Below are 19,994 nucleotides of genomic sequence, written 5' to 3'. Positions count from 1 at the left end.
GGGATCTCAGGGGTAGAGCAGCACGTCGTCACCGGCCCACCGGGCGGGCGGGGCGGGCGGCGCGCACAGCGGCAGCGGGTCGTCGCCCGCGTCGACGGCACGCCGCAACCGGTCGGACCCCCACAGCAGGTCGATGAAGCGACGGCGACCGCACGCATCGGCATCGGGCCCGCCGGCGTCGAACTCGTCGGCACCGGGCCTGCCGGCATCACGCTCGCCGACGTCGAGCTCGTCGGCACCGGGCCCCCCGCCGTCCGCCGGGCGCCAGGCGAAGTCGTCCGGGTACAGCCGCCGGAGGGTGGCGAGCATCGCTACGGCGGTGCGTACCGGCATGAACGTCTCGCGGTCGGTGATGTGCAGCTGGACCCCGCGCAGTTGCCGTCCGGCGTGCCCATGGGAGGCCGGTACGAACCGCAGGTCACGGAAGTGCACGCCGGGCAGGGCGAGTTCGGCCAGGGCGGGCGCGAACCGCCGGTCCAGGTACGGGGCACCGACGATCTCGAAGGGCTGTGTGGTGCCCCGCCCCTCCGAGAGGTTCGTCCCCTCGAAGAGGCAGGTACCGGGATAGACGAGAGCGGTGGTGGGCGTCGGGATGTTGGGAGAGGGCGCCACCCAGGCCGAACCGGTGGCCTCCGCGGTCATGGCGCGCCGCCAGCCCAGGGCCTCGATCACCGTCAGGTCGACGGCGCCGCCCGCGGCACGGGGCACCGCCGCCGCGTTGAGATGCCGGGCGAGTTCACCGCAGGTGAGGCCGTGCCGGACGGGCACGGGGGCGCGCCCGACGAAGCTGGACCAGCCGGGTTCGAGCAGGGGGCCCTCGCTGACGAGTCCGCCGAGCGGGTTCGGCCGGTCGGCGACGACGAACCGGACGCCCGTACGGGCCGCCGCGGCCATCAGGTCGAACATGGTCCACACGTAGGTGTAGTACCTGGCCCCGATGTCCTGGAGGTCGTACACGAGGGTGTCCACACCGCTGTCGATCAGCAGTTTGTCGAGGCGTTCCCCGGCGCGCCCGTAGGTGTCGTACACCGGCAGTGCGGTGTCCGGGTCCCACCGGACGGTCTCGCTCTCGCCTGCCTGACCGGTTCCGTACAGTCCGTGTTCCGGACCGAACAGGGCGACCAGCGGCACTCCGGCGGCGAGCAGCGCGGGCGCGGCGGGACGGAGATCGGGCAGGACTCCGGTGTGGTTGGTGACCAGCCCGAACCGGCCGGACCCGGCCAGCGCGGGCGTCGCGTGCAGTCGTGCGATCCCGGTCGTCACCGCGCCGCGGTCGTGCGTGTTCATCCCTTGCCCCGTCCGCCGGTGACGTCCCGCTTCAGCAGTGGTCGGGAATTTACCCTTACGTCCCGTAATTCGCGCAGTGAATCGCCGACGGGTCCGGGGGTCTGAGGGGGCGGGTCTCCTCCGGACACCGATTGCCCCGATGGTGTGACACGCCTGCCGGTGCCGACTCCCCCGCGGGCCAGGGACGTTGAAGCAGACATGCGCCTCTGTGACACCCCCCGCTTCACCTGGCGGACCGCGATGGTCGGCCTGTCGGCACTCACCGTCGCGGTCGCCGTGGTCGTGGCGCTGGTGTGAACCTCCGGCCGGGCGGCAACAGGCGTCCCGACACGCCGACAGGAGTCGCCCGCACGTGGGACGTCTCCGTGTCGCCCGGCCGTCCGGACGCGGTGGCGGTGTGTGATGGCAGCGCTTTTCCGTTGTCACCGCTCACGAAGGACATCACGATGCGCCTCTGTCGTCCGCTCGCCGTCGCCCTCGGCGGGCTCGCCCTCAGCGTCCTCACCATGGGCCCGGCGGCCGCCGCCCAAGGGACCTTCGTCTGGGTGGGGCCGAAGGGCAAGGCGTACGCCATCCAGAACCCGCCGGACCGCAAGTGCCTCGGCATGGCGCAGGAGGCGCGTGGCCCGCAGAACGCCACCAAGAAGGCGCTCGTCGTCTACGCCAAGCCGAAGTGCAAGGGCGCCTCGCACCGGCTCGCCCCCGGCCACTCGGCGTCCGGCAGCGTCCACTTCGCCAGCGTGATCTTCAACCCCCGCTAGCGGCGCCGCCGTTGCGGTGGCCGGCGGGATCACACCGCCCCGGCCACCGCGAGGACCCCCGCCTTCGGATTGCCCAGGGTGGTCGCCAGGCCCGCCCGCGCCGTACGCGCCCCGTAGTCCGGTACGGCCCGGAGCCGCCGGACCCGGACCCGGACCGGCATCGAAACCGGCGTCGGGGCACCGGCACCGGCACCTGCGGGCCGCTTCGCCGCCGCCCGTAGGGTGTTGATCCCCAGCACCGGCAGCACCGCGCCGCCCACGAGGCGTACGGCGAGGGAGGCGTGCCTGTCGGCGAGGAGCACCGCCGACAGGCCCACCGCGGCGGCGGTCGACCAGACGAGCAGGCCGGTGGCGTTGCCCGCCATGGTGGCCGGGCTGCGCGCCACCTGGGCCGCACAGCGGTGACGGCCGCTCACCGAGTCGGCCGCGGCCCTCACAGGGGTGCGCGGGCCACCGTCATCACGTAGGCGCCGAAGAGCAGCGACACGGCGGTGAGCGCGCCGACGACGAGGGCGGCCTGGGCCGGTCGCGGGCGCCGGCTCCTGACCAGGGCGCGGGCGAGCGGGATCAGCAGGGGGAACGCGGGCAGCAGGAAGCGCGGTTTCGAGGAGAAGGAGCCCGAGCCGCCCACGACCACCAGGATGAGCACCCCCGCGAAGACCACCAGGGGCAGCGGTGCCCGGTCCAGGCAGAGCAGGCCGAACAGCAGGACGCCGGACGCCACGATCACCAGGTCCGCGGCGTAGACGAAGCCGCCGCCGTGCAACAGCAGGCTCTTCACGAACTTCCAGGCCCCCTCCCCGAAGTCGAACCGGGAGTTCCACGCCTGCTGCACCTCGAAGTAGCCGTGCAGCAGGTCGCCGGTCCGGTGCCCCACCCACAGGACGTAACCGAGCCAGCCGAGCGGGGCCGCCAGGCACCCGGCCCACAGCCGCCAGGGGACGTGCCCTCGTCGCCGTACCGCCTCGTGCGCGCCGGCGGCGATGACGGCCGCCGCGACCGCGAAGCCGGTGGGCCGGGACAGCCCCGCCAGCGCGGCCAGCGAGCCGGCCCACAGCCAGCGGCCCTTCAGGACGCTGTACAGGGACCAGGCCGCGAGCGCGCAGAAGAGTGACTCGGTGTAGGCGATGGTCAGTTCGACCGACTGGGGCAGTACGGCCCACAGGACGACGAGGGCGGTGGCGACACCCCGGCCGTACAGGAGGTCGCCGACGCGGTGGACGCCCCACGCCGACACGACGGCCGCGGTACCGGCGACGAGCAGGGCCGCCTTGCCTGGGGTCACCGGCACGACCGTGACCAGGGCGCGGATGAGCCCGGGGTACAACGGGAAGAACGCCCAGTCGGTCTGCACGGCTCCCCTGCGCGTGATCTCGATCAGGTCGCCGTAGCCGTGGACGGCGATGTGCTGGTACCAGCGGGCGTCCCAGGCGTGCGCGAGGCTCCGGAAGAGGGGGCGTCCCGTGGCGTGGTCGGCCAGGGCGACGGCGGCGACTCCGGCGAGCCGGACGGCCACGAAGAGCGCGAGGGCGGGTCCCGGTCCGGACAGGGTCCGGCGCGGGGATGCGGGGCGGGCGGGGCCCGGCTGTGCCACGGGGCCGGGCCGTGGGACGGAGGACGTGCTCACGCTCCGACCATCGGCAGGAATGCGCGACGGCGCAACGCGACACGGAGGTTTCTCACGGTCTTCCGCACCCGTTCAGACCCGGGCGACCCGCGTCACACCCGGACCCCCTTGATCGATCATTCATCGGTCTGTTTACCATATGAGCGCCACCCAGCTCGATCGAGAGATTCAGGTCTGTGACTGTCAACGACGACTCGTTCACCAACTGGAAGAACCGCGAGGAGATCGCGGAGTCGATGATCCCGCTCATCGGGAAGCTGCACCGGGAGCGGGACGTGACGGTCCTCCTCCACAGCCGCTCCCTGGTGAACAAGTCGGTGGTCAGCATCCTCAAGACCCACCGCTTCGCCCGCCAGATCGACGGGGCCGAGCTCTCGGTCACCGAGACCATGCCCTTCCTCCAGGCGCTCACCACGCTCGACCTCGGGCCGTCCCAGATCGACATCGGCATGCTCGCGGCCACCTACAAGGGTGACGACCGCGGCCGGACGGTGGCGGAGTTCACCGCGGAGGCGGTCGCCGGCGCCACCGGCGCCGACAAGATCGAGCGGCGCGAGCCCCGCGATGTCGTCCTGTACGGCTTCGGCCGCATCGGCCGTCTGGTCGCCCGGCTGCTGATCGAGAAGTCCGGCTCCGGCAACGGCCTGCGGCTGCGGGCCATCGTGGTGCGCGGCGCCGGTGGCGAGGACATCGTCAAGCGCGCCTCGCTGCTGCGCCGGGACTCGATCCACGGCCAGTTCCAGGGCACGATCACGGTGGACGAGGAGAACAGCACGATCCTCGCCAACGGCAACGAGATCAAGGTGATCTACGCCGACGACCCGTCCGCCGTGGACTACACGGAGTACGGCATCCGGGACGCGATCCTCATCGACAACACGGGCAGGTGGCGGGACCGCGAGGGCCTGTCGAACCACCTGCGCCCGGGCATCGAGAAGGTCGTCCTGACCGCGCCCGGCAAGGGCGACGTCCCGAACATCGTGCACGGCGTCAACCACGACACCGTGAAGCCGGACGAGCAGATCCTGTCCTGCGCGTCCTGCACCACCAACGCGATCGTGCCGCCACTGAAGGCGATGGCCGACGAGTACGGGGTGCTGCGCGGCCATGTGGAGACGGTCCACTCGTTCACCAACGACCAGAACCTGCTGGACAACTACCACAAGTCGGAGCGTCGCGGCCGGTCCGCGCCGCTCAACATGGTGATCACCGAGACGGGTGCCGCCTCCGCCGTCGCGAAGGCGCTGCCCGACCTCAAGGCACGCATCACCGGCAGCTCGATCCGGGTCCCGGTGCCGGACGTGTCGATCGCCATCCTCAACCTCCAGCTGGCCCGGGAGGCGTCCCGCGAGGAGGTCCTCGACTACCTCCGCGAGGTGTCGCTGACCTCGCCGCTCAAGCGCCAGATCGACTTCATCACCGCCCCGGACGCGGTCTCCAGCGACTTCATCGGCTCGCGTCACGCGTCCATCGTCGACGCCGGCGCCCTCAAGGTGGAGGGCGACAACGCGATCCTCTACCTCTGGTACGACAACGAGTTCGGCTACTCCTGCCAGGTGGTCCGGGTCGTCCAGTACGTGTCCGGCGTCGAGTACCCCACGTTCCCGGCGACGGCGGTCTGACGCTCCCCGCCTCCTCCGGCCCGGCCCCGCGACATGGGGCCGGGCCGTCCGCGCTCTTGACGCGCCCACGGCCCGATGGCAGCTTTTTATCGATACAACCGATCTTGCGGACGCCGTTCCACATATCGAACAACACGAGCCGGTCAGGAGTGCCCCCGTGCCCACAGCCACCGCGATCATCAACCTCGACATCGAGGGCCCGACGATCAGCCGTCACCTCTACGGCCACTTCGCCGAGCACCTGGGCCGGTGCGTCTACGGCGGCTTCTGGGTCGGCGAGGACTCCCCGATCCCCCACGAGGGCGGCATCCGGCTCGACGTCGTCGAAGCGCTGCGCGCCCTCGACATCCCCAACCTCCGCTGGCCCGGGGGCTGTTTCGCCGACGAGTACCACTGGCGGGACGGCATCGGCCCGCGTGAGCAGCGGCCCCGGATGGTCAACACGCACTGGGGCGACGTCGAGGAGAACAACCACTTCGGCACCCACGAGTTCCTGGCCCTGTGCGAACTCCTCGGCGCCGAGCCGTACATCAGCGGCAACGTCGGCTCCGGCACGGTCCGCGAGATGAGCGAGTGGGTGGAGTACCTCACCCGGGACGGCGACAGCCCCATGGTCCGGCTGCGCAAGGAGAACGGGCGCGCGGAGCCCTGGCGGGTGAAGTACTGGGGCATCGGCAACGAGACCTGGGGCTGCGGCGGCAACATGCGCGCCGAGTACTCCGCCGACCTGGCCCGCCAGTACGCCACCTACTGCCGCGACCACGGCGACAACAAGCTCTACCGCATCGCCTCCGGCGCCTCCGACGCCGACTACAAGTGGACCGAGACCCTGATGCAGCAGATCAGCTGCTTCGGCTGCGAGGCCACCCCGAAGACCTTCTTCCAGGGCCTGTCCGTCCACTACTACACCCTCGCGGGCCCCTGGGAGGCCAAGGGCAGCGCCACGGAGTTCGACACCGAGGACTACTACCGCACGATGGTGTCGGCCCGCCGGATCGACCGCATCCTCACCGGCCACTCCACGGTCATGGACGTCTACGACCCGCACCGCACGGTCGGCCTCGTCCTGGACGAGTGGGGCACCTGGTGGGACGTCGAACCCGGCACCAACCCCGGCTTCCTGTTCCAGCAGAACACCCTGCGCGACGCGCTGGTGGCGGGCGCCCACTTCGACATCTTCCACAAGCACGCGGCCCGGCTGCACATGGCCAACATCGCGCAGACGGTCAACGTGCTCCAGGCCATGCTGCTCACCGACGGCGACAGCCTGGTCCTGACCCCGACCTACCACGTCTTCGAGATGAACAAGGGCCACCAGGACGCCACTTCGCTCCCGGTGCACCTGCGCGCCGAGGGCGCCCGGCGCAGCGTCGGGGACACCGAGCTCGACACACTGTCGGCCTCCGCCAGCGTCAAGGACGGCACGGTCCTGATCTCGCTGAGCAACCTCGACGCCGAGGAACCCGCCGACATCACCCTCGACCTGCGCGGTGGCGCCCTCGGTGAGGCGACCGCCCGCATCCTCACGGCGGACCGGCTCCAGGCCCACAACACCCCGGAGGCGTCGACCACGGTCGCCCCACGGCCCTTCGACGGGCTCTCCGTGACCCCGGACGGACTGCGGCTCACCCTCCCGCCCCACTCGTTCGCCACCGTCCAGGCCCCCCTGAACCAGCGCTGACCTCGAGGAGTGCGTACATGACCCGACCCGCGCGTCCGCTGCCCGCCCGCCGGCTGCGCCCGCCGATGGGCTGGAACAGCTGGGACTGCTACGGCACCACCGTCACCGAGGAAGAGGTCCTCGCCAACGCCGCGTTCATGCGCGACCGCCTGCTCCCGCACGGCTGGGACACCGTGGTCGTGGACATCCAGTGGTACGAACCGACCGCCCGCGCGCACGGCTACAACCCGGACGCACCGCTCGTCCTCGACGCGTACGGCCGTCAGCTCCCCGCGCCGAACCGGTTCCCCTCCGCCGCGGACGGGGCCGGCTTCGAACCGCTGGCCGCCCGGGTGCACGCCATGGGCCTGCGGTTCGGGGTGCACATCATGCGGGGCATCCCACGCCGGGCGGTCGAGGCGGAACTCCCGGTGCTGGGCACGGAGTTCACCGCCGCCGACGTGGCCGACACCGACTCGGTGTGCCCCTGGAACTCCGACAACTTCGGCCTGGACCACGACCACCCCGGCGCCCAGGCCTACTACGACTCCCAGCTCGCCCAGTTCGCCGAGTGGGGCGTCGACTTCGTCAAGGCCGACGACATGCTCTTCCCGTACCACGAACGGGAGATCGCCGCCTACGCGCGGGCCGTCGAACGCAGCGGACGCCCGATCGAGCTGAGCCTGTCCCCCGGCACGGACATGTCGGTGGCCCGGCTGGACCATCTGCGGGAGCACGCCACCATGTGGCGGGTCTGCGACGACCTGTGGGACCGCTGGGAGGACGTCGAGGCGCAGTTCGCGCGGATGGCGCGCTGGGCGCCCTGGCAGGGCGAGGGCGGCTGGGCGGACGCGGACATGCTGCCGCTCGGGCACATCGGCATCCGCGCGGAACGCGGCGCGGACCGCCAGTCCCTGCTCACCCGCCCCGAGCAGATCAGCCTGCTCACTCTCTGGCTGATCTCCCGCTCCCCGCTGATGATGGGCGGCGACCTGCCCACCAGCCCGCCCGAGACGATCGAACTGCTCTCCAACGACGAGGCGCTCGACGTCCTGTGGCACAGCACCGGCAACCGGGAGGTGCTGCGGGAGCGGGACCTGGTGCTGTGGACGGCCCGGGACACCGACGGGCACACCCGGTACGCGGCGGTGTTCTCCCTGGCGGACGAGGCGCGCCGCGTCGAGGTGCCCCTGGGCTCGGTCGGAGCCGGCCCGCGCGACCGCGTCCGCGAGCTGTGGACCCGTACCGACACCGCTCACGACGGCCGGTACCTGGTCGCCGAGCTGCCCGCGCACGGAGCCGCCCTCTATCGTCTTGCCGAGGACGGCAGACGGGAGTGAGCGTGGCGACGATCCAGGACGTGGCGAAGGCGGCCGGCGTCTCGGCGATGACCGTCTCCAACGTGATCAACGGGCACCCCAACGTGCGCCCGGCCACCCGGGACCGCGTCCTGGCGGCGATGACCCGGCTCGACTACCGGGTCAACGTCGCCGCCCGCAACCTGCGCAAGGGCCGTACCGGGACCATCGGCCTCGCCGTCCCCGAGGTCAACCGCCCGTACTACGGCCGGCTGGCCGCCGCCATCATCGCGGCGGCCGGCCGGCACGGCCTGCGGGTGAGCATCGAACAGACCGGCGCGCGCCGCGAGGACGAACTCGCGGCCCTGTCCCTGTCCCGCAACCGGCTCTACGACGGCCTCATCCTGTGCACGGTCGGGATGGGACAGGCCGATGTCGAGGCGCTGGAGGTCGACCACCCGGTGGTGATCCTCGGCGAGCGGATCTTCGGCGGGCCCGTCGACCACGTCGCCATGCCGAACGAGGCCGCCTCGGAAGCGGCGACGCGTCATCTGCTCGAACGGGGCTGCCGGCGCGTCGCCCTCGTGTGCGGACGCCTGGACGGCGAGGTCGACGTGTCGAGCCTGCGCCACGCCGGATACCTGCGGGCGCTGACGGGCGCGGGACTGGCCGCGGACCCGGAACTGGTGGTGACGGCGGAGTCGCTCACCATGCGTGAGGCGGCCCGTCACCTGCGCGGGAAGGTGGCGGACGGCCTCGACTTCGACGGGGTGTTCTGTGTGACGGACACGGTGGCCATGGGCGTGCTGCGCGCGCTCGCCGACGCCGGGATCCGGGTGCCGGAGCAGGTCAGAGTGATCGGCTTCGACAACGTCGACGAGAGCGCGTACCTGGTGCCGTCCCTGTCCACCGTCGACCCGGACCACGACCTGATGGCCGAACGCGCGGTCGCCCTGCTGGCGGCCCGCGTCGACCGGGCCGGGCCCGGGCCGGGACGGGAGGAGTTCGTCGGCCCGTTCCGGCTGGTGGTGCGGGAGTCGACGGGCGGCTGACGCGACTCGTCAGCCTCCCTGCGCCCGCGGCCGCACCTTCATCACGAGGGTGCGCGGCCGGACCGTCGCCCGGGCCACCGGCCGGACCGTTCGGCCGGGCGCGAGTTCGAACCGCACCCGCCGGAGCATGGTCGCGAGGGCGGTGATCAGCTCGGTCACCGCGAAACGGTCGCCGATGCACTTGTGCTTGCCGGCGCCGAACGGCAGGTAGGCCCCCTGAGGAAACGTTTGTTCAGAGTCCAGCCAGCGGTCCGGGTCGAAGGTGAGGGGGTCGGGGAAGAAGGCGGGGTCGCGGTGCAGGGCGTGCTGGCAGTAGGCGAGTTCGGTGCCGGGCGGCAGGGTCCAGTCGCCCAGCCGGGTCTCGGTGACCGTGCGACGGGTGACCAGCCACCCGGTGTGGTGCAGGCGCAGCGCCTCCTTGATCACTCGGTCCAGGTAGGGCAGCCGGGTGACGTCCGCGAAGGACACCGGGCGCTCGTCCAGCACCTCGGCGAGTTCGGCGAGGACCCGGGACTCGATCCCGGGGTCGCGGGCGACCTCGTAGAGGACCCAGGACAGGACGGACGCCGTGGTCTCGGTTCCGGCCACGGCCAGGGTGAGGATCTCCGAGCAGATCTGGTCCTCGGTCAGCGGCAGTCCGGTCGACTCGTCGGTGGCGGCCATCAGCAGGGAGAGCATGTCCCCGGTGCCGTGGCCGGCCGCCTGGAGTGCGGCGATGGCCCCGTTGATGGTGGCGCGCGCGTCGTCACGGGCGCGGTCGAAACGGCGGTTGAAGGGGAGGGGAAGGCGCTCGAACCAGTCGGGCAGCATGATGCGCACCCCTACCCCGTTCATGACGACGGAGAGGTCGCGACGCAGCTGCGCAAACGTTTCAGCATTGATGCTGCCCGAGAACACCGTCTTCACGAGCATGTCGAGCGACAGTTTCACCATGGCTTCACGGACGTCCAGGTCCGCACCGGGCGTCCACCCGTCGACCGCGGAGTCGACCTCGCCGCGCATGAGGTCGACGTAGCGGGCGATCTCGGCGCGGCCGAAAGCGGGCTGGAGCTGCCGCCGTTTCCGGACGTGCTCCTGTCCGGCGACGGTGACCACCGAGTCGCCCATGAGCTGGCCCATCTTCTCGAAGAACCGGCCCTTGTCGAGGCTCGGGCCGAGGTCGGTCAGCATGGTGCGGATGAGTTCCGGGTCCTGTACGACGATGGTGCGGGTGCCCGGCTGGAGGGTGATCTCGACCAGCGGGCCGTAGTTCTCGCGGAGTCCGGCGATGAAGGCCAGGTTGTCCCGGCCGAGTTGTACGGCGTGACCCAGCAGCGGGAGCGAACCCGCCGCTCTGGGTATGGGGGGAGGCGCCACAAGCGTCATGAGACTCATGTCCCTTCACGGCGATCATGACCTCGCTTATGGCTGCCCATCCCAGGCCGTGGCTCAATCTGTGCTGTCCGACACGCGATCAGGCGTTCGATATCAGACGAGGTGGCCGAAGACGACCAGATTCTCCGTGTAGTCCTTGACGTCGTGGTCGTAGTCGCCGGCGCAGGTGATCAGCCGGACCTCCGGGCGACGGGTGTCCGCGTAGACGCGGTCGCTGGGGAAGTCGTCCTTGGGGAAGGTCTCCGCGTCGTCGACCACGAAGTCCGCCCTGATGCCGTCGGCCCGGTCCACCGTGAAGCGGTCGCCGCGCTCCAGTTCGTCCAGCCGGACGAAGACGGCCGCCGAGACCTTGGTGTCGACGTGGCCCGCGATGATCGAGGTGCCCGCCTCGCCGGGCGCGGCGCCCTTGGAGTACCAGCCGACCAGGTTGGTGTTGTCGGCGGGCGGCGGTTCGAGCTGGCCCGAGGGGCTGATGGTGAGGGCGGTGAAGGGGGCGTCGACGGAGATCTTCGGGATGAGCAGGCGGGTCGGTACGGACCGGGGCAGCGCCTCGCCGGTCAGCTGCGGATCGGCCGAGGGAACGGTGCCGGTGCGCTCGGCGGGCGCCCCGCCGCTGGCGTCGGAGGCCTTGCCGTGTCCGCCGACCAGCGCCACGACCAGCAGCACCACGGCCACGCCCCACACGGGCAGCAGTCCGCCGCGCCGGGCTTCGTCCGGAGTGCCCGGGCCGTCGCGGTCGTCGCGGCCGTCGGGATTCCCGGCGTTCTCGGGGTTCGGGGAGGAGGAGCCGGCTGCCATCGCGGGTCACCTTTCTGGAGCACGGCAGCGGGAGGGGCCGGAGACGGGACCCGCGGTGCCGTCGGCGTGTGGAGCGCCGGCGGCGGCCGCGGCCCCGTATTCGTATGCCCATCAGGACACGGGCCCGGCGACCCTCCTGCGTCGCAGCGCGTAGGCACCGGAGGCCGCTACGCCGAGCACGGCCAGCCCGCCGGCCGTGACACCGGGCGAGGCGAGGGCGCCGCCGCCGGTGTGCATACCGCCGTGCGGGCGGTCGCTGCCCTCGTCGTCACCCCACGAGCCGCCGCCCTCGTCCTTTCCCCTGTCGCCCTTGCCCCCGCTGTCTTCCTTGTCGCCCTTGCCCCCCTGTTCGTCGTCGCCCTTGCCCTTGTAGGTCTCGGGGTCGAACTTGCTGTCGCTGCTGCTGTAGGAGGAGTCGTCACGGCCCCCGTCGTCACGGTCCCCCGAACCCGCGGCCTGGGCTGCGGGAGCGGCGAACGCCAGGGCGGCGGTGGCTGCCGTCGTCGCGATGATCATGCGGGCAGAACGCATCTCTTTGTCCTTCCGCCGTGGCCGGGCGCCGACACTCCATCAGCGATACGACCCGGCTCCGACATGAACCACCGTCAGTCAGCCCCGCGCCTCGCACCATCCGGACCGCCCATCCGGGGTGACGACACGCCCAACACCGCCCGGCTGGGTCAATCCGTCGCGGGCGCGCACCGCCATTCGGGCGGCGGTGGACCCGTCGTCGGCGTGTCGCCGTCCACCGGGCCCACCGCCGTGTCAGTAGCCCACGGAGAAGGTGGCGTCGGCCTGCTCGGTGCTGGTCGAGATGGGGTCGATGCGCAGGACGTAGTTCGAGTGGCGGATGTACCGGGTCGGGTAGTTGTACGACCGGAACGACGACCAGGAGGAGTCGGCGAGGCCGGCCGTCCGGTAGAACGTGGCGTCCTGGGCGAACGCGGTCGTGCTGTCGTTCACGTCCAGTTGCAGCTGGTAGTTGTAGTGGCGCAGGTAGCGGGTCGGGTAGTTGACCGACTGGAAGGACACCCCGGCGCTGTCGGCGAGGCCGGGTACCAGCTTCCACATGCCGTCGGTGTACGGGTCGAAGGCGTACTCGTCGATGCGTCCGACGTAGTTGCTGTGCCGGACGTACCGGGCCGGGTAGTTGTAGGACTTCAGCCGGTTCCAGGACGGCGTGCCCCACTTGGCGACCAGGTTGCTGTACTCGGTGGCGGTGATGGGCTGGATGCCGCAGTGCTTGGAGTTGAGCGGCTGGGTGTAGGTCTTCTGGTCGAGGGCCGTCCAGGTGCCGGCCGACAGGTCGTTGGTCCCCCAGGCGTAGAACACGCCGTTCGGCGACCAGGTGTCGCCCCAGAGGTACCAGGTCGAGCTCGACGTGAGGGACTTGACCAGCTCGGGCGCCTCGGTGCCGTTGTGCGAGACGGCCGTGCTGAACTCGGTGAAGCTGCCCGGGTCGAGTGAGGTGGAGCGGGCGCCGACGAGGGTCGAGTTCTTCTTGAAGTAGAGGTAGTTGACACCGTTCACGCCCACGGCCAGGTCGCCGTCGATGACGTCGTAGCCCGGGTCGAAGAAGACCTGCGGGTCGCCGGCGGTGACGAAGTCACCGGTGTAGTTGATCATGATGACGTTGTGGCCGCTGGAGTTCACGGCGGAGTAGATGATGCCGTACTGGCCGCGCCCGGCGTCCCAGAACGCCTCGGGCGCCCAGGCGTGGGTGTCCATGTCGTGCAGCTTCACCCGCCGGTAGCCGGTGAAGGTGCGCAGGTCGGTGGAGTCCCAGACGTGGATGTACTGGCTGACGTAGGTCCAGTCGGTGCCGTTGAGGTCGGTGGCGAGGACCACGAAGGTGCCGTCCTGCTTGCGCAGGATGAACGGGTCGCGCAGGCCGAGGGAGCCCGCGGTGGGGGTGGCCACGGGGTCGTTCTGGTTGAGCGGGGTCCACTGGAGACCGTCGGTGCTGACGGCCAGGTGCAGGCCGTAGTTGGCGGCCAGCATGTCCGGGGATTCGGTGAAGTAGCACATCACGTAGGCCGAGTTGGTGGCGGCCTGGGCGCTGCCGGCGCCGAGGGTGAGGGCGCCGGCGGTGGCGAGGGGGACGGTCGCGGCCATGCCGAGGAAGTGACGGCGCGACAGGGGGGTGCCGTTCATGTGCGCTCCAGACGGGGGGAAGTGTCCGGGATTTCGGACATGGTTCGGGAAACCGATCAGAAACTAGAGGGACGCGTGGGGCGCGTCAATGCTTGCGCAACAAGGGAGTTGCTCGGTTTCTCGCTCGGCTCACCGGAGCACGGGGAGCGTGCGGGCGGCGGGCCGCGGACCGGAGGCCGTTGCTGTGAGACCGATGTGACCTGGCTGTTCCCGGAGACACAGGACGGCCGGCCGCGCGGGTCGAGCGGCGCGCGCTCACCACGGTGGGCGTCGGACCGGTGAGGTCGATGACGCCTCTTCAGCCGCGCGGCCACTCTGACGGTGGAAAACCATCTGCTTTCGGGTGAGGAAGGCGGGACTCTTCGCTATGGTCCGATCAGTACCGCAGGGGGAGGAATAACCGTAGTGAACCGTATGCGTACATCCGCCGGAGTCCTGACCGTCGTCGGCGTCGTCACAGCCGCCCAACTCGGCCTCGCCGCAGGCGCGTCCGCGCGAACCGAGGTGCCGCAGAGCGCCGGCTGCCCCGTCGACATCGTCTATCCGAGCCGCTTCTACGTGAACTCGGACCACTGGGTGACCGAGGGCGGCCTGTACTTCGCCGTCAGGAACAAGAGCGCCACCAAGAGCTTCACGAAGGTCACGTTCACCGTGACGGACGTCAACAACATCCGCTTCGGCACCGCCAGGGCCACCGGCGGCAAGGTCACCCACCGGACGTCGAAGACGGTGTCCGTGTACACGGCGACACTGAAGAAGAAGACCAGCCTCGGGGTGCGGGTGCAGACCCATCTGCTGAACACCCACACCTACAAGGTGAGGTTCGCGCTGCACGGCACGGGCTGGAACTGCGCCGTCGACCAGGGCACCTGGGGTTCCTGACACCGGCCCGTACGCTGGAGCGGTGGTCGACGGCGGCGAGAGTCCGGGTGCGGTGGCCGCCCGGCTCACCGGGCGGCGGGCCTCGGCCGAGCATGCCCTGTCCGGCGGCCTCACGGAGGTCGCGCTGGCCGACGGCGGTGCCGTCGTGGTCAAGCACGGCGACGGCTCCGGCGCGGTACGGGCCGAGGCGGCCGGACTGCGCTGGCTGGCCGCGGCCCGGGCGGTCCCGGTTCCCGAGGTGCTGGGACACGACGAGCGGTGGCTGGTGACCGAGCTGGTCGCCACCGGCCGGCCGGGCACCGAGGCGGCCACGCGGTTCGGCCGCGCGCTGGCCGCCCTGCACGCCGGCGGGGCCCCGGCCTTCGGAGCGGCCCCGCCGGACGGCCCTCGCGACGCCTGGATCGGCCGCGCCCCGATGCGCAACGAGCCGGGCACCGACTGGCCGCACTGGTACGCCGAGCACCGGGTGCTGCCCTACCTTCGCGCGGCCGTCGACCGCGGCACCCTGCGTCCCGGCGAGGCCCGGGTGGTGGAACGGGTCTGCGAGCGGCTGCCGGAACTCGCGGGACCGGCCGAGCCGCCCGCCCGGCTGCACGGCGACCTGTGGAACGGCAACGTGCTGTGGGGCGCCGACGGCCGGGTCCGGGTGATCGACCCCGCCGCGCACGGCGGACACCGCGAGACCGACCTCGCGATGCTCCGCCTCTTCGGCTGCCCGCACCTGGACCGGATCCTGGACGCGTACCAGGACGCGGCGCCGCCCGCCGCCGGCTGGGCGGAGCGCGTCGGACTGCACCAGCTGTTCCCGCTGTTGGTACATGCCGTGCTCTTCGGGCGGAGCTACGCCGAACAGGCGCTCACGACATCTCGGGAATTCGCGGGCATTTGACGCTGTCATGTGCCGGACGGGCATGTGAAATCGGCCACTCGGGGCGGCGACAGGCCGCTGTTTCCTTAACAAGCCCTTAATTGGCGCTGAGATTACGCAGAGTAAGGAAACCAACCACGCGTTCGAATCGTATAAGTGCATGGAAGAACGAAACAGGGAGAGACCATGCAACCGTTCGCGCTCAACTACGCACGCCCCGCAGTGCAGTTGGACGTCACCACTCCGTACGCGTATGACTCCGGAATGCAGTTGAACGTTCTCCTCGATGGCCGGATCGCAGCCACCGATCACGCAACGCTGAGAGCCCTGGGGACCACGACCTCCACCGCGGGCTCCAAGACGCACTTCGACGACTGAACGCGGAACCCGACGATGACCGTGCTCATCCTGACCAGTGACGAGGACGTGACGGCGGACATGGTGGTCCTCCGGCTGCACGAGGCCGCCGTGCCCGTCGTCCGCCTCGACCCTGCCGATCTGACCAGCGGTGTGGCCCTGTCGGGCGAGTATGTGCAGGGCGTCAGCCGCGGCCACCTGTCCGTGAACGGACGTCTGGTGAGCATGGACGGCCTGCGCTCCGTCTGGGTGCGCAGGCCCGGGGTGGCGGCCGCCCGGGCCGCCCAGCCGTCCGCCTGGCTGACCGAGGAATCCGCGCAGGCGCTGTACGGCATGCTGCGCGGGACCGACGCGCGCTGGATGAACCACCCGGACGCGGCCCGCCGGGCGCGTCACAAGCCGTGGCAGCTGCGGCTGGCGCAGCGCAGCGGGCTCGCCGTGCCCGCGACGCTGATCACGACGTTCCCGCAGGCGGCCCGGGAGTTCGCGGCACGGTTCCCGGACCTGGTGGTGAAGCCGGTGTCGGGGGCGCATCCGCAGGAGCCGCCGCGGGCGGTGCCGACCAGCCGGGTGGCGCCGGACGCCGACTTCGCGGCGGTGGCGTTCGGGCCGACCCTGCTCCAGCGGCGGGTCGCCAAGCGGGCCGACATCCGGCTGACGGTGGTCGGCGAGCGGCTGCTGGCGGCCCGCAAGCCGGTGCATCCGGACGCCCATCCCGACGACGTGGACGTCCGGTTCGCCCCGTCCGTCGCCCCCTGGCAGGAGACCGAGGTGCCGGTGCGAGTCGCCGAGGCCGTTCTCACGTATATGAAGGACGCCGAGCTGGCCTACGGTGCCTTCGACTTCGCGGAGGACGCCGACGGCATCTGGTGGTTCCTCGAGTGCAACCAGTCGGGTCAGTTCGGGTTCGTCGAGATGGACACCGGGCAGCCCATCGCCGAGAGCATCGCCGGGTGGCTGGCGGACGGCACCGGGCGGTGCCGTACCCATGCCGACGGCGGGCGGAGCAGGATGCCCTGACCGGCTGGGCGGCGGTGTGGAGCAGAGCACGGAGAGAGGAACGGGACATGCGCATCGGACTGCTGGGGACCGGGCCCTGGGCACGGGCGGCCTACGCCCCCGCGCTGGCGGGGCACGGGTCGCTGGACTTCGCCGGGGTGTGGGGCCGCCGCCCGGAGGCGGCGGCGGAGCTGGCGGAGGAGCACGGCGTCCGGGCGTACGACGACGTGGACGCGTTGTTCGCCGACGTCGACGCGGTGGCGTTGGCGCTGCCGCCGGTCGTACAGGCGGACCTGGCGGTACGGGCCGCGCGGGCGGGGTGCCACCTGCTGCTGGACAAGCCCCTCGCGATCGGGGTCGCCGAGGGGCAGGCGGTGGTGGCGGCGGCCGAGCGGGCGCGGGTCGCCTCGGTGGTGTTCTTCACCACCCGCTTCCAGCAGGAGCCGGAGCGGTGGATCGGGGAACAGGCCGCCACGGCCGGCTGGTTCACGGCTCGGGCGCAGTGGCTGGGCTCGGTGTTCACCGGCGACAGCCCGTTCGCCGACTCGCCGTGGCGCCGGGAGAAGGGGGCGCTGTGGGACGTGGGTCCGCACGCCCTGTCGGTGCTGCTGCCGGTGCTGGGCGACGTACGGCGGGTGGCGGCCGCCGTGCACGGCCCCTCCGACACCGTCCATCTCGTCCTCGACCACGCCACCGGGGCGTCCAGCGCGGTGACGCTGAGCCTCACCGCGCCTCCGGCGGCCGCCGGGGCGGACGTGGAACTGCGCGGTGAGGCGGGGGTGACGCTGCTGCCGAGGAGTGCGGAGGGAGCGGTCCCCGCCCTGACCCGGGCCGCCGACGCCCTGCTCGCCGCCGCTCGCACGGGCCGCGCGCACCCGTGCGACGCCGCGTTCGGGCTCCGGGTGACCGAGATCCTGGCCGAGGCAGAGACCTTGCTGGGCAAGGACATCGGCTAGCGGACCCGGCCCGTGGACCGGGTTCCGCCGTCCGCCGCCGGTCACCGCCCCCCCTCGGCGGGTCACCCGGCGGCGGGCGCCGCCCAGAAGTTCAGCCGCTCCCGGACCACCGGGTATCCCGCCCGCGCGAAGTGCGCGGCCATCGGGAAGTTGCCCTGGTCGGTGGCGGCGGCGATGAACTCGGCGCCCTGTCCGGCCAGGAAGCGGGTGCACTCCACCAGCAGATCGTAGGCGTAGCCGTGGCCGCGTCGCTCGGGCAGGACGCCGATGAACCCGACGCAGGGCCCGCCCGGGTTGCGGCCGGGGATGTGGATGCCCACCGGCTCGCCGTCGGGGGTACGGGCGACCTGCCACCACTCGCGGGGCGAGGGCATCCAGCGGAAGAAGTCCATCTCCTCCTGGGCCGCCTGGTCCACTCCGCCTTGCCCGATGGCACGGCGGGCGTGGGCGTCCAGGGTGACGGAGTGGATGCGGCGCAGGGCGTCGAAGAACACACCGTCGTCGGGCTCGGCGGCGAAGCGGAGCCGGCCGGGCCGCTCCGGCAGCCCGCACTCGGGGGTCCAGCGGTAGTTGTAGCGCTCCACCAGCAGTTCGTACCCCGCCTTGCGGGCGGCGGTGAACCGGGCCTCGGCGGCGGTGCGCAGTTCGGCGGAGTCACGCCAGCCGGTGGGCAGGTCGAGCTCCAGTTCGGCGGTCCGCCAGGGCGCACTGCTCAGCAGCTCGGCGCCGGCCTCCTCCTCCCCCTCGGCCACGTCGAACCAGTTGACGAGGAGCGGTTCGGTGTCCTCGGGGCCTGCCCACCAGGCGGCCCGGGCCACCACCCGGCCGTCGCGCAGGGCGACGCGCTTCCAGTCGGGACGGTAACGGGTGTGCCGGTTCCGCTCGCGCAGGCGCAGCGGGTCGGGCAGGTCGTCGAAGAGGTGAGCGGTGGTGTCGTCGAGCGTGCGGATGACCGGATCGGTCACGGATTCCTCCGGGATGTCGCGTGCTGCGGGGCGCGCTCCCGGGTCAGCTGGGACCTGTCACGCCCGGAATTCGGGGAGGGAGCGCTGGCTGGGTGTGGTGATCACGGCACTCGCCTCCTTCCGTCCGGTCTCGGGCGTGTGCCCACACGGTAGGGAACCGGGGCGGTCCGCGTCCACGGGTTTTCGGCGCCGCCTGGCGGGGCCGGTGCCGGGGCACGGGCGTAGCTTGGGGATGTGACTTCGGTGCGCGGCTGGTCGCCGCGTGGCTACCGGGACGGTCGTGGCTGGTTGCAGGGTGCGCCTCCGCCGCGCTGGGTGCGGGTGCTGCCCGTCGCGCTGCTCGTGGCGGTGACGGTGGCGACCCTGGTCAGCCCGCACGGCCACGACTTCGGCTTCCTCCTCGGCGCCATCCCGCCGCTGGCCGTGCTGTCCTACGGGCCGCTGGCGACGGCCCTGCTCAGCTCCCTGGTGGTGGTGCTCCTCAACGTGCCCGCCACCCACCTCAACCGCCCCGGCAACACCGACCTGCTCACGATCACGTTCGTGGCGGTCCTGAGCGTCTTCGTGTCGTACGTGCGCAGTCACCGGGACGCCCAGCTGGTCACCGAGCGGGCGGTGGGCGAGGCGGTGCAGCAGGCCGTGCTGCCGCCGCTGCCCGAGCGGGTCGGCGCGGTGGGCTGCGCGGGGCTGTACCGGGCCGCCCAGCGCGGCACGCTGGTCGGCGGGGACTTCTTCGACGTGCGCGACGGGCCGTACGGCGTGCGGGCGGTGATGGGGGACGTACGGGGCCACGGGCTGGCCGCCGTGTCCACCGTGGTCGCGCTGCTCGGGGCGTTCCGGGAGGCGGTGCTGGACCAGCCGGACCTGGAGGCGGTGGCGGCCCGGATGGACCGCAGGATGCGGGTGGACTCGGCGGACGTGCCGAACGCGGAACTGTTCGCCACCGCCCTGTTGCTGGAGTTCTCGGCCGACCTGCGGACCGTGCGGATCGTGGCCTGCGGCCATCCGGCTCCGGTGCTGCTGCGCGACGGCCGGGCCCGGGAGCTGGGCGTGGCGCCGGCCGCGCCGCTGGGGCTCGGGCTGGCGAAGGCGGAGGCTCCGAAGGAGGTCACGGTCGAGCTGGGCCGGGGCGACCGGCTGTTCATCGCCTCGGACGGGGTCTGGGAGGCGCGAGACCCGGCGGGGCGCTTCTACCCGCTCCCGGAGCGGCTGGCCACCTTCACCGGCACGGACGGGGCCGGACTCACCGAGGCGGTGTGGGCCGACCTGTCCGGGCGCTGCGAGGTGCGGGACGACGCCACCATGCTCGTCCTGACGCCCGGCATCGGCTGAGG

19 protein-coding genes are annotated in these 19,994 nt (G+C 71.8%); 11 read left to right on the top strand and 8 right to left on the bottom strand.

The window, feature by feature from the left end; all coding sequences use genetic code 11:
• Positions 1-6: 6 nt before the first annotated feature.
• Positions 7-1,287, bottom strand: coding sequence for an exo-beta-N-acetylmuramidase NamZ family protein (locus AAW13_RS37400; RefSeq protein WP_046728905.1), 1,281 nt, complete (start codon positions 1,285-1,287; stop codon positions 7-9).
• A gap of 446 nt (positions 1,288-1,733) precedes the next feature.
• Between AAW13_RS37400 and AAW13_RS37395 the strand changes: the two genes are divergently transcribed.
• Positions 1,734-2,048, top strand: a complete 315-nt coding sequence (locus AAW13_RS37395) for a hypothetical protein (protein WP_046728906.1) — start codon at positions 1,734-1,736, stop codon at positions 2,046-2,048.
• A 29-nt stretch (positions 2,049-2,077) separates the two neighbouring features.
• Here AAW13_RS37395 and AAW13_RS37390 read toward each other — a convergent pair whose 3' ends face one another.
• Together AAW13_RS37390 and AAW13_RS37385 are read right to left on the bottom strand one after the other, a co-directional pair.
• Positions 2,078-2,464 carry a LysE family transporter gene (locus AAW13_RS37390; RefSeq protein WP_143145070.1) on the bottom strand — a complete coding sequence of 129 codons (387 nt, stop codon included), beginning with the start codon at positions 2,462-2,464 and terminating at the stop codon, positions 2,078-2,080.
• Positions 2,465-2,481: 17 nt separating this feature from the next.
• On the bottom strand, positions 2,482-3,675 hold the full coding sequence (locus AAW13_RS37385; RefSeq protein ID WP_206306346.1) for a hypothetical protein: 1,194 nt from the start codon (positions 3,673-3,675) through the stop codon (positions 2,482-2,484).
• A gap of 176 nt (positions 3,676-3,851) precedes the next feature.
• Between AAW13_RS37385 and AAW13_RS37380 the strand changes: the two genes are divergently transcribed.
• The 4 genes from AAW13_RS37380 to AAW13_RS37365 all read left to right on the top strand — a co-directional run bounded on the left by AAW13_RS37380 (position 3,852) and on the right by AAW13_RS37365 (position 9,307).
• A complete protein-coding gene (locus AAW13_RS37380; RefSeq protein ID WP_046728908.1) occupies positions 3,852-5,297 on the top strand; it encodes a glyceraldehyde-3-phosphate dehydrogenase in 1,446 nt (481 codons plus the stop codon).
• 157 nt (positions 5,298-5,454) lie between these two features.
• Complete coding sequence (locus tag AAW13_RS37375) at positions 5,455-6,978, top strand: alpha-N-arabinofuranosidase (protein WP_046728909.1); 1,524 nt, start codon at positions 5,455-5,457, stop codon at positions 6,976-6,978.
• Positions 6,979-6,995: 17 nt separating this feature from the next.
• Positions 6,996-8,297 (top strand): glycoside hydrolase family 27 protein, encoded by a 1,302-nt coding sequence (locus tag AAW13_RS37370; RefSeq protein ID WP_240528851.1) that lies wholly within the window; start codon positions 6,996-6,998, stop codon positions 8,295-8,297.
• A 2-nt stretch (positions 8,298-8,299) separates the two neighbouring features.
• Entirely contained in the window at positions 8,300-9,307 is a 1,008-nt protein-coding gene (locus AAW13_RS37365) for a LacI family DNA-binding transcriptional regulator (protein WP_071659813.1), read from the top strand.
• Positions 9,308-9,316: 9 nt separating this feature from the next.
• Here AAW13_RS37365 and AAW13_RS37360 read toward each other — a convergent pair whose 3' ends face one another.
• The 4 genes from AAW13_RS37360 to AAW13_RS37345 form a co-directional block, all read right to left on the bottom strand.
• Positions 9,317-10,672: a cytochrome P450 gene (locus tag AAW13_RS37360; protein WP_046728910.1), complete on the bottom strand. Its 1,356-nt coding sequence runs from the start codon at positions 10,670-10,672 to the stop codon at positions 9,317-9,319.
• A 102-nt stretch (positions 10,673-10,774) separates the two neighbouring features.
• Positions 10,775-11,479, bottom strand: coding sequence for a class F sortase (locus tag AAW13_RS37355; protein ID WP_079179121.1), 705 nt, complete (start codon positions 11,477-11,479; stop codon positions 10,775-10,777).
• 111 nt (positions 11,480-11,590) lie between these two features.
• A complete protein-coding gene (locus AAW13_RS37350; RefSeq protein WP_046728911.1) occupies positions 11,591-12,010 on the bottom strand; it encodes a hypothetical protein in 420 nt (139 codons plus the stop codon).
• Positions 12,011-12,244: 234 nt separating this feature from the next.
• A complete protein-coding gene (locus AAW13_RS37345; RefSeq protein WP_046728912.1) occupies positions 12,245-13,633 on the bottom strand; it encodes a glycoside hydrolase family 43 protein in 1,389 nt (462 codons plus the stop codon).
• 414 nt (positions 13,634-14,047) lie between these two features.
• Between AAW13_RS37345 and AAW13_RS37340 the strand changes: the two genes are divergently transcribed.
• The 5 genes from AAW13_RS37340 to AAW13_RS37320 all read left to right on the top strand — a co-directional run bounded on the left by AAW13_RS37340 (position 14,048) and on the right by AAW13_RS37320 (position 17,695).
• Positions 14,048-14,515, top strand: a complete 468-nt coding sequence (locus AAW13_RS37340; RefSeq protein WP_240528850.1) for a hypothetical protein — start codon at positions 14,048-14,050, stop codon at positions 14,513-14,515.
• Between the two features lie 22 nt (positions 14,516-14,537).
• Complete coding sequence (locus tag AAW13_RS37335; protein ID WP_240528849.1) at positions 14,538-15,404, top strand: fructosamine kinase family protein; 867 nt, start codon at positions 14,538-14,540, stop codon at positions 15,402-15,404.
• 165 nt (positions 15,405-15,569) lie between these two features.
• The gene (tgmA, locus tag AAW13_RS37330) at positions 15,570-15,761 is read left to right on the top strand and encodes a putative ATP-grasp-modified RiPP (protein WP_046728914.1); all 192 of its coding nucleotides are present in this window, start codon (positions 15,570-15,572) and stop codon (positions 15,759-15,761) included.
• Between the two features lie 15 nt (positions 15,762-15,776).
• Positions 15,777-16,760: an ATP-grasp ribosomal peptide maturase gene (gene tgmB / locus AAW13_RS37325; RefSeq protein WP_046728915.1), complete on the top strand. Its 984-nt coding sequence runs from the start codon at positions 15,777-15,779 to the stop codon at positions 16,758-16,760.
• A gap of 47 nt (positions 16,761-16,807) precedes the next feature.
• On the top strand, positions 16,808-17,695 hold the full coding sequence (locus tag AAW13_RS37320; RefSeq protein ID WP_046728916.1) for a Gfo/Idh/MocA family protein: 888 nt from the start codon (positions 16,808-16,810) through the stop codon (positions 17,693-17,695).
• A 62-nt stretch (positions 17,696-17,757) separates the two neighbouring features.
• Here the strand turns inward: AAW13_RS37320 and AAW13_RS37315 are convergent, their stop codons facing one another.
• Entirely contained in the window at positions 17,758-18,660 is a 903-nt protein-coding gene (locus AAW13_RS37315) for a GNAT family N-acetyltransferase (RefSeq protein ID WP_046728917.1), read from the bottom strand.
• Between the two features lie 234 nt (positions 18,661-18,894).
• Here AAW13_RS37315 and AAW13_RS37310 point away from each other — a divergent pair, with 234 nt between their 5' ends.
• A complete protein-coding gene (locus tag AAW13_RS37310; RefSeq protein WP_046728918.1) occupies positions 18,895-19,992 on the top strand; it encodes a PP2C family protein-serine/threonine phosphatase in 1,098 nt (365 codons plus the stop codon).
• The last annotated feature ends 2 nt before the right edge of the window (positions 19,993-19,994 follow it).

The sequence above is a fragment of the Streptomyces humi genome, from assembly GCF_001005085.2.
Taxonomy (GTDB): Bacteria; Actinomycetota; Actinomycetes; order Streptomycetales; family Streptomycetaceae; genus Streptomyces; species Streptomyces humi.
Note: the sequence above shows the minus strand (reverse complement) of the source record. Positions and strands in the feature narration are given on the sequence as shown.